This is a genomic window from Trichococcus palustris, assembly GCF_900114465.1.
Classification (GTDB): Bacteria; Bacillota; Bacilli; order Lactobacillales; family Aerococcaceae; genus Trichococcus; species Trichococcus palustris.
The window spans coordinates 1-12303 of record NZ_FOTD01000010.1 but is presented as its reverse complement, the minus strand read 5'-3'; the positions used below and the strand labels follow the sequence as shown (position 1 = coordinate 12303).

Annotated in this window: 11 protein-coding genes and 2 pseudogenes; 4 read left to right on the top strand and 9 right to left on the bottom strand. The window is 44.1% G+C overall.

Annotation, left to right across the window (positions count from 1 at the left end; translation table 11 throughout):
- Window positions 1-99: 99 nt before the first annotated feature.
- The 3 genes from BM101_RS07935 to BM101_RS07925 all read right to left on the bottom strand — a co-directional run bounded on the left by BM101_RS07935 (window position 100) and on the right by BM101_RS07925 (window position 3524).
- Window positions 100-783 (bottom strand): RraA family protein, encoded by a 684-nt coding sequence (locus BM101_RS07935; protein WP_087033857.1) that lies wholly within the window; start codon window positions 781-783, stop codon window positions 100-102.
- A 247-nt stretch (window positions 784-1030) separates the two neighbouring features.
- Complete coding sequence (locus tag BM101_RS07930; RefSeq protein ID WP_087033858.1) at window positions 1031-2203, bottom strand: NAD(P)-dependent malic enzyme; 1173 nt, start codon at window positions 2201-2203, stop codon at window positions 1031-1033.
- A 52-nt stretch (window positions 2204-2255) separates the two neighbouring features.
- Entirely contained in the window at window positions 2256-3524 is a 1269-nt protein-coding gene (locus BM101_RS07925) for a 2-hydroxycarboxylate transporter family protein (RefSeq protein ID WP_245825814.1), read from the bottom strand.
- Between the two features lie 272 nt (window positions 3525-3796).
- Here BM101_RS07925 and BM101_RS07920 point away from each other — a divergent pair, with 272 nt between their 5' ends.
- The gene (locus BM101_RS07920; protein ID WP_087033859.1) at window positions 3797-5347 is read left to right on the top strand and encodes a Spo0B domain-containing protein; all 1551 of its coding nucleotides are present in this window, start codon (window positions 3797-3799) and stop codon (window positions 5345-5347) included.
- On the top strand, window positions 5347-6030 hold the full coding sequence (locus BM101_RS07915) for a response regulator (protein ID WP_087033860.1): 684 nt from the start codon (window positions 5347-5349) through the stop codon (window positions 6028-6030). Before BM101_RS07920 ends, BM101_RS07915 begins: the two co-directional genes overlap by 1 nt.
- Before the next feature lie 208 nt (window positions 6031-6238).
- Here the strand turns inward: BM101_RS07915 and BM101_RS07910 are convergent, their stop codons facing one another.
- The 4 genes from BM101_RS07910 to BM101_RS07895 all read right to left on the bottom strand — a co-directional run bounded on the left by BM101_RS07910 (window position 6239) and on the right by BM101_RS07895 (window position 9780).
- Window positions 6239-7459, bottom strand: coding sequence for a CaiB/BaiF CoA transferase family protein (locus BM101_RS07910; protein WP_087033861.1), 1221 nt, complete (start codon window positions 7457-7459; stop codon window positions 6239-6241).
- Between the two features lie 36 nt (window positions 7460-7495).
- Window positions 7496-8143 carry an NADPH-dependent FMN reductase gene (locus BM101_RS07905; protein ID WP_245825808.1) on the bottom strand — a complete coding sequence of 216 codons (648 nt, stop codon included), beginning with the start codon at window positions 8141-8143 and terminating at the stop codon, window positions 7496-7498.
- Window positions 8144-8156: 13 nt separating this feature from the next.
- Window positions 8157-8765 carry an NADPH-dependent FMN reductase gene (locus BM101_RS07900; RefSeq protein WP_087033863.1) on the bottom strand — a complete coding sequence of 203 codons (609 nt, stop codon included), beginning with the start codon at window positions 8763-8765 and terminating at the stop codon, window positions 8157-8159.
- Window positions 8766-8841: 76 nt separating this feature from the next.
- Window positions 8842-9780 carry an NAD(P)H-dependent flavin oxidoreductase gene (locus BM101_RS07895; RefSeq protein ID WP_087033864.1) on the bottom strand — a complete coding sequence of 313 codons (939 nt, stop codon included), beginning with the start codon at window positions 9778-9780 and terminating at the stop codon, window positions 8842-8844.
- Between the two features lie 684 nt (window positions 9781-10464).
- Between BM101_RS07895 and BM101_RS07890 the strand changes: the two genes are divergently transcribed.
- The gene (locus tag BM101_RS07890; RefSeq protein ID WP_087033865.1) at window positions 10465-11073 is read left to right on the top strand and encodes a TetR/AcrR family transcriptional regulator; all 609 of its coding nucleotides are present in this window, start codon (window positions 10465-10467) and stop codon (window positions 11071-11073) included.
- On the opposite strand, the pseudogene BM101_RS14570 reads toward BM101_RS07890, so the two are convergent.
- Window positions 11063-11134 (bottom strand): annotated as a pseudogene (locus BM101_RS14570) (sugar ABC transporter permease); the annotation flags it as partial. The gene BM101_RS07890 and the pseudogene BM101_RS14570 sit on opposite strands and share 11 nt — an antisense overlap.
- Window positions 11135-11489: 355 nt before the next feature.
- On the opposite strand from BM101_RS14570, the gene BM101_RS07885 reads away from it, so the two are divergent.
- Window positions 11490-11912 (top strand): YtxH domain-containing protein, encoded by a 423-nt coding sequence (locus BM101_RS07885; protein ID WP_177194443.1) that lies wholly within the window; start codon window positions 11490-11492, stop codon window positions 11910-11912.
- A 149-nt stretch (window positions 11913-12061) separates the two neighbouring features.
- On the opposite strand, the pseudogene BM101_RS14565 reads toward BM101_RS07885, so the two are convergent.
- Window positions 12062-12303: pseudogene (locus tag BM101_RS14565) on the bottom strand (transposase); the annotation flags it as partial.

Genomic DNA, 12303 nt, shown 5'->3' with positions numbered 1-12303 from the left:
CGGGATTGCCCTCGTCACAAGTATTAGGCAAGGAAACCCGCAAAACAAGCGAATGGCCACCCAATTCTGGACGGCCATTCGCTTGTTTATTATTTTATTCTAATAACCCAATTTTTCCAATTCAGCGGCTAAGCCGTCCGGGATGATCTGACCCGTTTCTTCGAATTTAGCGGCCTGAGCTTCCATCTTGTCCACTTGTTTTTGTGTGGCTTGGATAATTTCTTCCGCATGCTCCAACGGGATCACGCAAACGCCGTTGCGATCTCCTACAATAATATCCCCAGGGCGCACTGCCACACCTCCGCAGGAAATCGGCACATTCACTTCGCCTTTTGCGCTTCTTGTGCTTCTGCCGCAAGTGTTCGCCCGGGCGTAGATAGGGAAGCCCAGTTCCTCATTCTCTTCGATATCCCGGAAAGCGCCGTCGATCACTACTCCGGCAAGACCGATTTTCTTGGCTACGTGGCTGCGATTGTCGCCCCAAACGGCATTATTGCAGCTTTCTTTGGCATCGATCACGATCACATCCCCAGGTTTCGCTACAGAGAGAGCTTTCGGCACCATCAGGCTGTCGCCGAGCATCAACTGCAAAGTCACCGCAGGACCGATAATTTTTTCCGTTGTCACCATCGGCTTGATGCGGTAATCCATCGCCCGGAAGACATCCATCCCGTCGCATAATTCCGGCACCGTAAATTTATTCAATCTTTCCAGCAACTCGGGTTCAGGCCTCGGAATATCTTCATATACTCTGAAACCCATCTTTTGATTATTTTTACTCATTCTTATGCACCTCGTTTTTATGGTTTTGTCAGAAAAAATGACTTCGGTTCAATGATTTAACCATACCAGAGTAAACTTCTTTTTGTATATATGGTAGATGCATTGAGAACAAAGGAAAAGCACTCCACCGGCAAGATGAACAAAAACAGGCCCCGGAGAAGTCGGGAACAGGTTTGCATACCTTTGTGGAAGAAAAGAAGGATACTGGACTGTTCCAGCACCCTTCTTTTCTTTTATTTTTTATCCCTTATACAAGGACCGGTTCTTTCTTCACTGCATTTTTCACGCTGGCTGCCACAACATCAGCCACTCCCGGAGTAAAGACATCCGGCATGATGTTATCCACGTTCAAGTCTGCATCGCTGACGATGCTTGCGATCCCTTGCGCAGCCGCAATTTGCATTTCGATCGTGATGTCTTTCGCACGGGCATCCAATGCTCCTCTGAATATGCCGGGGAACGCCAGGACATTGTTGATCTGATTCGGGAAGTCGCTGCGGCCGGTACCGACAATGTACGCTCCACCCGCTTTTGCTTCGTCGGGGAAGATTTCAGGGGTCGGGTTCGCCATCGCAAAGATGATCGGTCTTTCATTCATGGATGAAATCCATTCCTTCTTCAAGACGCCCGGTGCGGATACGCCCACAAATACATCGGCTCCTACCACAGCATCCTTCAATGTGCCGGTTCTGTGCGCTTTGTTTGTCACCTTGGCAATTTCGGTATGTCGTTCGACTAATTCTGGATCCGTTTCGGAAATGATACCGCTTTTATCTACGACCATCAAATTTTTGACGCCTGCAGACAGGAACATTTCGCTGATTGCCATGCCGGCCGCTCCGCCGCCATTGACGACCACTTGGATTTCGTTTATTTTTTTGCCGGTCAAGCGCAAGGCATTGTATAGGGCTGCAAGCACGATGATCGCAGTGCCGTGTTGGTCATCGTGGAATACCGGAATATCCAACAGTTCCTTTAGTCTTCTTTCGATTTCAAAACATCTCGGTGCACTGATGTCTTCCAGGTTGATGCCGCCGAAAGAAGGTGCGATGGCTACTACATGGGAGATGATTTCTTCAACGTCCTGCGTATCCAATGAAATCGGCACGGCATCGACATTTCCGAAGCGTTTGAACAGCGCGGCTTTTCCTTCCATTACTGGAATGGCAGCTTCTGGCCCGATGTTCCCTAATCCCAAGACGGCCGATCCGTCCGTTACGACGGCAACCAGGTTTCTTTTTGTCGTGTATTCATATACGGCTTCTTTATTGTTGGCGATCGCCATGCATACCGCAGCAACTCCCGGAGTGTAGGCGATGCTTAGATCTTCCATCGTTTCGATCGGAACTTTTGAGATGACTTCTAATTTACCGCCTAATTTTTTGCTGATTGCCAATGCTTTTTCATTTACGTCTGTCATTTTGAACACGCTCTCTTTCGTTTGTCATTAGATTTTTTGTTTTTATGTTAGATTAAAAAAGGAATCTCAGTAAAGCTGTCATTGAAATAACCGTAATGGCCCCGCCTAGGCGTGTAGCGACTTGTGCAAAAGGCATCAAATTCATACGATTGGAAGCTGACAGGATGGCAACATCGCCTGTTCCACCCATGCCGCTTTGGCACGAAGTAACGATGGCTGCTTCGATTGGGTTCATGTTCATTTTGCCGCCGACAAAGTAGCCTGCCAAAACGACCGTCAAGACGACTGAAATCACGACTACAAAATATTGCCAAGATAGCATGCCGACAACGTCTTTCAACGGGATGTACAGCAAGCCCAAGCCGACCATCAATGGGAAGGTGAAATTGCCTGAAATGAATTTATACAACTGCTTCGATCCTTTTTCCACGTCTTTCGGCAGCAAGCTCAAATATTTGATGGCTGCGGCGAGCAGGATCATCAGAACCGGACCAGGGAACCCTGTAAGCCTTTGCAATAATCCGCCGGCTATGAAGAGTGTGCAGGCAGTCAAAACGCCGGCTCCCATCAATTTGATATCCAAGGGACTGTTGTCTTCTTTCATGGCATCGGCCATCGTATCATCACCATTGCCGCTTAATTTAACCAGTTGGCCTTTTCCGCTTTTCTCAGGATATTTTTCGCCTAAACGATTCAAAACACCTGAACAGATGATGGCGAAGAAGTTACCGATGATGGTTGCCGGAATCAATTGCCCTACCAGATCTCCACTTGCGACGCCTGTAATGGCACTGTAGCCAAGCGATAGCGGCAATATGCCTTCGCCGATTCCCCCAGCGATAATCGGGGTCACGATGTAGAACAAAGTATGCTTAAAGCCTAGCCCCAATAGAGTACCGACCGACGTCCCTACAATCAAAGCGGCTATCATGGCGACAGCCATCGGAATGATCATCCGCATCAGCCCTTGCACCAAAATCTTGCGGTGCATCCCTAAAATACTGCCGCAGACAAGACAGGCAATATAGAAGTATAAAAAATTAGCTTGCTTCATCAGCATGTTCGCCGCATCCAGCGTATTTTGGTTGAATATATTCATGAATACCATAATCGATGGCACCATCAGCGACAGGATGGCCGAACCCCCGAAGTTCTTCAAGCCCGGTATGCTAGCACCGATCCCTCCCAACAGCCAACCCAAACTTAAAATGACCGCGAAGCCGCCCAACATATTGACGGGCAGTTCGCCCAGATAAGCAGAAGCTAAAATAATGGCTGACATCACTAAGTAGGTCGGCAACGGAATAGCCCCTACCTTCATACCCTTGAACCTATCAAAAACTGTCAACTCCGCAATGCCCGGCAGCTTTTCAAGTTCCATTTCTTTAGACGTATTTTTCACTGTCTTTCTCCTCCTTTTAATTAAAACTACGATTATGAAGCGCTTTCTTTAACCTGTTTTCATTATGCTACCGCTTACAGATTTAAAATAGATTATTTAATTAATTTAAGTGTTATTAAATTAATTAAATTGAGAACGCCTACTTTTCATCATGATATAATGGCTATGCAAGCAAGAAGGGGATTTAGTATATGAACAAAAAATGGAAAAATCAGCGTTTATGGGTGAAGCTCACGTTGATGGTTTTGATCACCGTGGCTTTGACGGTCAGCATTTTGTACCTGTTGCTGACGAATCGCATCCTAGAGACAACACAAAAACAGGAAGAAGAGCAACTCCTCACCATCGCAGAGATTGTGGCCAAACAGCCGATCGTTTCCGCCGCTCTCAGCGCCGGTGCCACCAATCCAGAAATACAGGAATATGCCAATCAGATAAACGAAACATATCAATTGGACTTTGTCGTGGTCATGACGATGGACCGCATCCGCTTGACCCATCCCGATCCGGAAAAAATCAACGCCCCTTTCCAGGGCGGCGATGAAGAAGCCGCCCTTTTGGGACAAGAGACAACCTCAATAGCGCAAGGCACGCTGGGACAATCGCTTCGCGCCTTCGTCCCGGTTTTCAATGCGGAAAACGTGGAAATTGGCGTCGTCGCGATAGGCATCAAGACGACAACGCTCGCTTCGATCGCGAAAAAAACGATGCAGCCCTTCTCCGTCAGCTTCGCGGTCAGCTTGCTGTTCGGTGTGGCCGCCGCGATCTTCACTGCTTTCAACCTCAAAAACCAAATGTATAATTTGGAGCCTACCGAAATAGCCAGGCTGCTGGAGGAACGCAACGCGATGCTGGACAACACAAAAGATGCCATCATCGTTACCGACAAAAACAATAAGATCACATTATCCAACCTCGAGGCAAAAAAAATGTTCCACTCCCTCTCTCCCGATAAAGAAATCGAGGGAACTTCCATAAAAGTCTTTTTGCCAACAGCGAAGGAACTGGGCGAGTTGAATGAGAAGAATAAGACAATCGATAAAATCTATCATCAAAACGGCGTGGATTACTTGCTCTCCGTCGCGCCCATCATCGTCTCCAAGAAGATCATCGGTCAGATCATCATCATGCGTGACGCTACGGAACTCTATTTGCTGACGGATCAACTTTTCAACACGGCAACCTACGCCACCACGCTGCAAACCCAGTCGCATGATTTTTTGAACAAGCTGCATGTGATCTATGGTTTGACCGATTTGGAAGAATACGATGAATTGAAAGTGTACCTCAGTAAAATTTTGAAGCCGGCACAGGAATTTTCCCAACGGATGATCTACCTAGTCAAGAATCCCGTCATCGCCGGTTTCCTGATCGGCGAACGCAGCAAATTCACTGAAAAAAATGTTCCGTTTATGATCGAGGTCTATCCCGATATACCGCCGACAACAGACAATACGGCCGTCCAGTGCTGGATCAACATTGTCCGCTCCTTAAACCAATTCATTCTGGACAATGATCTGGGAAATGGCTTGCAGATCCACTTCGGTTTTTGGGACGACCGACTGGAGACCACCTATGAATTGCAGCTGGATAACGCATTGAAAGAGCAACTGACGGCAGAATTGAACGCCCCCTTCATTGTGCAATTGTTGAAAAAAGTGAACGGCCAGATGGACATCGAAACCAGGGATCATTGGCTTTCAGTTTGTCTAAAAACAGAATATCGAAAGGAGGAAAACTGATGGTCTACCATGTTTTGATCGTAGAGGATGATCCGATGGTGCTGTCGATCAATCGGCGTTATCTGGAAAAAATACCGGGCTTCGTCGTGTCAGGGACGTGCGACAGCTTTGATGAAGCCATTCGCCTGACCAGCAAATATACCTATGATTTACTTTTGGTCGATATCACGATTAAGGGAAATTCCGGTTTGGACCTGATCAAGGCGCTGAGGAAAAGGGAATATCCCGCCGATCTGATCATGATCACCGCCGCCGGTGAACAGGAGGCCATCCGGATCGGTTTGCAGTGCGGGATTGTCGATTACATACTGAAGCCTTTCCAGTTCAAACGATTCCAGAAGAGCATCGCTTTGTTTCTGCAGCGGCAGGAACTGCTACACTCCGGAAGTCCCCTTACCCAACAGCAGATAGACCAGCTTCAGTCCCTTGAAGAAACAACGATCGAAAAGGAAGAAGACGCTATCGATAAGGGGCTCACCCCTTCTACGCTGGCGTTGATTCTGGAATGCATCAACCAGCAGGCGGGTGATTTTACCGTAAGCGATATCACGAACCTGACCAACCTTTCCCACGTTTCGGTCCGTAAATATCTGCATTACCTGGAGAGCAAGCAGGTCATCGAGATGCGGCTGGAATATGGCACTGTCGGCCGCCCGACCGCCTTCTATCGCAAGAAAAGCTGAACGGGTTCGTTCAGCTTTTCTTATTCCCTGGCATGACCTTCCGGAATGGTTTTAGGCTTGAGAATACGAGTGCACGTCAAAAGAAGGAACAAAGCTATTCAATACGCTTTGTTCCTTCTTTTAGGGCTTATTCTAGTCAGGCGTTTCAGGAAGCCAGGCTACAATGCAATCTGCATTGTTTAACTTTCAAACTGTTTCGCTGATTTGATTAAATCAAGTTTTTATCTTTTAATGTTTGGATTTTTTCATCGGAAAAGCCGAGAATGTCTTTAAGAATTCTCTCAGTATCATCACCGACATCCGGAGCTCCGCGCCATACTTTACCAGGTGTTTCGCTAAATTTAGGGAAAACTCCGAAACTCTTCGCTTTAAACCCAGTCTGCTTGTTTTCGTACTCTACCCAGTTATCCCGTGCTTCAAAATGAGGATGCTCAAGAACGTCCAACATCGTATTCACTTTTGAACAAGGCACACGATATCGGGACATGATTTCGTCAATTTCATCTGCAGTATGATCCAGACACCATTTTCTGAAATTAGCATCAAACTCTTGTCCTTTTTCTGATTGTAAGTTCGTTGCTCCCATCGCAACTTCTTTGAAGGGATAAGCCTCCTGATCAAAGCTTACAGCCTCAAGCACTCGGTTATAAACCCCTGGACTGGCTGACGCTATTGCTACAAAGGCATTTCCTTTTGCACGGTATAAACCAAACGGTTGAATGGAATCGTTCTCGAAACTGCGCGTTGGGTTTTTGCCTGTTCTTTGCGCTTTAACGTATTCACCGGCAGTAATTCGTGCCATCGCCTCATATTGGGAAACATCAATAATTTGACCTTTACCCGTTTTCTCAACATGGCGCAAGGCAGATACTACACCAAAGGCAACCCATAACGCTGATACGAAATCATTCGTGTATGGCTTTTCAACATAAGGCTTTTCTTCATTACCGTTTAAGCTTAAGTATCCTGAAAAAGCTTGGCCGATGATGTCATATGACGCACGTCCTGTAAATCCTTCAGCACCGCCGAATGCCTCTGATCCGAACCCGGACACATGCGCGATCACTAATTTAGGATTGGCTTCCAATAGCTCTTCATCATAAATGCCAAATTTATCCAACCATACTTGATTTTCCATGAAAACATCAGATTTTTTGATCAGTTCCATGAAAGTCTCTTTCATTTCTGGTATATGCAAGTCCAATTCTAATGTTAAGCTTAAGCGATTTCGAGCTTCTTGATGCCAAATATCCGATAATGTACGCGTGGTCACATCACCTTTACCTGGACGCTCAATATGGATAAATTCAGCTCCGAGGTCAGCTAGCATATTCCCGGCAGACGGCATAGCCACTGCACTCCCGCTTCCCAGCACACGAATTCCGGATAGAGGACCAAATTCAGGGGTTAAAAATGTTCTTTCCATCATTTCTTCATCCTTTCATTTTCCAAGTTATCATTTAATCTAATAAGATTCTGAAGCTCCTGAAATAACATCTACTTCAATATTAGGCAGTTCTTCATCCCAAACAGATACATCTTTTTCTACATAATTTTTATCCGCCACTTGATTAATGATTTTTACAAAACGAACAAAATTATCGAGACAATTTTCTAAAAACTTGACGGTTCCCGGGTCTTTTAGGTTATTAAAATCATCAAAAGCTTTTTTTACATCACCGAGCAAGAATTCATTGCCTGGCAGCACAACAGCATTGACTCCAGGTGCATCAAGAACTTGACGCAGATGTAACTGTGCTCTGGAAGATCCATAAGCAAAGTAAGAGGCTCCGACTATCATCACAGGCTTGCCATCAAAAGGATGCACATCTGACGACATCCATTCCAAAAACGATTTCAATGCAGCTGAAATCGTATGATTATGTTCTGGAGTAGCAATAATAATGCCATCAGCCGCTTCAATCTTGCGCGCTACTGCAGAAACCAAAGGCACTTCCTCCAATGGGATATCCTGATTAAACAAAGGAAAATCCTTGACTTCTACCAGCTGAAGTTCAAATTTATCGTCGAAACGCCGCTGAATATATTTCAATAAAATACGGTTAAACGAAATATCCGATGTTGAACCAACTATTCCTAAAAATTTCATCATCTGATTCTCCTTTCTATTCTTTATTCCAAGAAAATGCCTTAGCAGCTTCTATATTGCCTTGGCGTGCTTTTGAAAGCTTATTTGTGATCTCAGCAAAATAGATAAAGTCTTCAAACAAGGCATTCAACTGTTTGACCAATGCGGGATCTTTTAAATCGCCATTTTTATCAAAAGCGCCTAAAGAATTACCGACCAAAAACTCTGAATTCGGCATGACTCTCGCTTTCAATTCAGGTGCATCCAAAATTTGACGCAAATGTCCTTGAGCCCTTAAAGAACCTAATCGCCCATAAGATGCTCCAGTTAGCATGACTGGTTTATCCACTAAAGAATACAAGCCAAGAGACAGCCACTCCAATAAATTCATTAACGAGGCTGTTATAGCATGATCATATTCTGGCGACGAAATAATCACTCCGTCTGCTGCTTCAATTTTCTGTGAAATTGTCAGAACGGATTCCGGATATTTACCACGATTAAATTTAGTGAATAATGGAACATCATTTATTTCAATTAATTCAATATTGGCTGACTCCGCAAAGTGCCGTTGAATATATTGCAATAATTGACGATTGGTTGACTTTTTTGAATTTGTTCCGACAATCGCTACAATGTTTTTCATAAAATCTTCCCTTTCCTTCCCCAGAGAAACCTTACTCCCCACACATATGCAAAAATATGGCTTTTGGGGTTATATTCTATCTATTGATATCTAAGTTTTTTACCACTTCTTCTGCTTCACTGAACAAATCTTCAATAATTTGTTTGACAGGTTTGATTTCATGAATTAATCCAGCGATTTGCCCATATGTGACAATTTCGTTTTCCACATCACCTTCATTGGCGGCACGAATCAATGATGGAATAGTATAGCCTTCGATTTCCTTCACGCCCGCCTTCAAATCTTGGTCAATTTCAATATGTTTACGTGAAGCTAAATTGCGCTCGATACGAATTGGTCCGCCTGCACGACGACCTGAAACCATTGTCGACGTATCTGTCGCATTGAGAATGGCTTGTTTATAATTATCGTGAATGGGCGCTTCTTTTGATGCTACAAAAATTGTCCCCAACTGAACCCCGTCTGCACCTAGCGCATATGCCGCCACGATACCGTGTCCATCCGCAATCCCGCCTGCACAAATAACCGGAATATCGACGATCTCAGCCGCTTGTCGTGTTAAGGTCATCGTGGTCGCTTCCCCTACATGTCCACCAGCTTCTGTTCCTTCAACCACTACTCCGTCTGCCCCACTTTCTTCCATCTTTTTAGCTACACGGGCAGATGGCACGACAGGGAAAATTTTTCCTCCCGCTTTATGAATAGGCGCGATCAGTGGAATTGGATTACCTGCGCCAGTCGTAAAGAATTTCACCCCTTCTTCTAAAAGAACGGTTAACACCGCTTCTACATTTCCAGAGATGATCGCAATATTTGCACCAAAAGGTTTATTTGTTTTTTCTTTAATTTTTCGAACGTCTTGACGCACTGCTTCAGGGTTTATTCCAGCTGTTGCCAAAATCCCCATACCACCGGCTTCGGATACTGCAATCACCAATTCAGGCTTAGAAATGCCTCCCATAGCCCCACAAAAAATCGGATATTTTATCCCTAACATCTCCGTAACTCTACCCATTAACAATTCCTCCTTTGAATTTTCAAATATTTTTTATCTTATGACGAAAACAGATTTTGTTATGTTAATCACATAACAAATCAATAAAATATGTTTTAAAATCCAACCTGCTTCATTTATCGTTCTCTGAAAAACTGTGCATTATTAAGTGTTGAAGTTCCTTTACCCATTTTCAAATTTCATTTTCATTACATAACCTTACTCACCAAGAGGATGTTTGCGTTTACATTTATCCTAAAACAATGTGCTTGCAACAAAATATCTACCATCATTTTAGTTTTCCCCTCGCGCCTCCTCATGACCCCTTTAGATGAAAATTTTTCATTGAACTTTTTTCACTTAAAATAATTTTAACGATTCTATTTGCTAAAGTCAATACATAAAATTGTTATAATCGAATGCTTCATTTATCCGGTCATAGAGTTGGGTATAGGTGAAGTAGTGGGTTATCAGAAAAGACCGGCGCTATCCGTTTACAAAATGATGTTTTTCGTTTATGCTTATCCCTGAATTGAGTCCTTTATAGCGGTCTTGGGTAAGTCATCTTATCAACCATTGTAAAGGATTTTTTGTTTTGGCCCAGAATGAAGATTGTTTATTTTTATTACAACACTTATGTCGCGTATCATCGATAATCAGAAATATTGCTGATTTTCGAACCCTACGCTACTTTTTATAGAAGGGATGTTGGAAAAAATGGAAAAGAAATTCACGACAAGACAATTGCAGGCTATTGAAACTAAAAATAGAATCAAAGAAAAAGCCCTGGAATTATTTCAAAGCAATGACTATGAAAAAGTTTCCACTACCGATATATGTCAATCTTTGAATATTGCAGTAGGAAATTTTTATAGGTATTACTCCTCAAAAGAGGAAATATTGATGGAATCCTACCCAACGTTCGATAACTACGTAAATACAGAGTTCGTTTTGAATAATTTCGAAAAAAATACAGAGGCTATCAAATATCTGATCTATAAACAGACAAACGTTGCAGAGGTACTTGGAGCGAAAATTTATGCACAAATGCTGAGAGTACAGGTCAAAAACGAAGGTAAATACGTTACAGAAAGTACTCGTGCATTTCATACTTGCTTAAGGAAATTGGTTCAAAATGCAATAGATGACAAAGAAATAATGACCGGCTATTCTGCAGGCGAAATTTCTTCGCTTATTCTGCGAACCTCCAGGGGTCTGCTTTTGGAATGGGCAATGGGAAACGGACAATATTCGGTTAGCGAATATGCTGTACACGATATTGATATGATTCTCAATAGCATGAAATGCCGATGACGGACGCCAAGTTGTAGTCCATCGTATTGACCGTCAAGTTGTACAGCCACGTAACCAGCAGAAAATAGACCAGCTTCAGTCCCTTGAGAAAACCACGGTCGAAAAGGAAGAAGACGGTATCGATAAGGGGCTCCGCCTTCTATCACAAAAAACGCCGACCACTGAGTGATCAGTTTGCCTTCGTTAAAAAGAATCACCCGGAACTATCTTTGGCGATTCCCTTTTTATTCCTTGGCATGACTTTATGAATGGTTATCATTTTGTATAATTTTGCGTGTGGCTTATACTGATTGTGTAAAGTAGTCGCTTTGATTTTAAGTTAGCCACGAAGGATCATCATCGTTTCTATCATCTGGCGTTTGTTGTGAAAGCAACGGAAGTGGTTCGCTTCCGTAGGTATGAAGGGGGAACAGGAAATGGGAAAATTTTCTAGTTTTATCAAAGGGCTTGTCATCGGCGGGGGTATCGCGCTGCTGATGTCACCGAAAACCGGCAAGGATTTACGGAAAGATTTGGCGGAAAAGGCCGATGAAGCCATGGACAAAGTGATGGACTATACGGAAACGGCAAAGGAAAAAGGTTCCGTTGTCGCCGATGCGGCCAAGGAAGCCTCTGAAACTGTGAAAACCACGCTATTCGAAACCGTCGATACGGTGAAGGAAGTGGCAAAGGATACCGCAGAACAGGTCAAAGAGAAAGTGAAAGAAACGACCGACGCCGTGAAGGAAAAAGTGGCAGCCGCAGACGCTCCCAAAAAAGTGATTGATGCAGAGGTTGAAGCACCCGTTACGGAAGCGGAAGATCTGGATCCCATCGAGGAATCCCTGAAGACCCTTTAGATCCGGAAAAGCGTCAAACGTAAATGCAAATAAATAGGATGGGGCTGGGACATAACTAGCTGAAATGAATTAAAAAAGGTTCCAATCACCGAATTTTGGTGGTTGGAACCTTTTTTCGAGGGCCAAGGTGCAGATTCCCTCCCAAGGAGGGCTGTCTGAACAGCGTATTTCCTCATGTTCACTGCCATAAGCGCAAATCCCAAGTCATTGCGCACCTTCTCCTTTCCTCTGACCGAGAATCGAGTGAAGCACAAATTAGCCTTCAAGAATCCGAACACTGGTTCTACATCGATCTTCCGTTTTCCGTAGATCGCGCCAGTCTTTTCATCCGAAAGCAAATCTTTAATTATTTTTTTCTGTTGTTCCCACTTCTCGTTGTAGCGGATGGTGC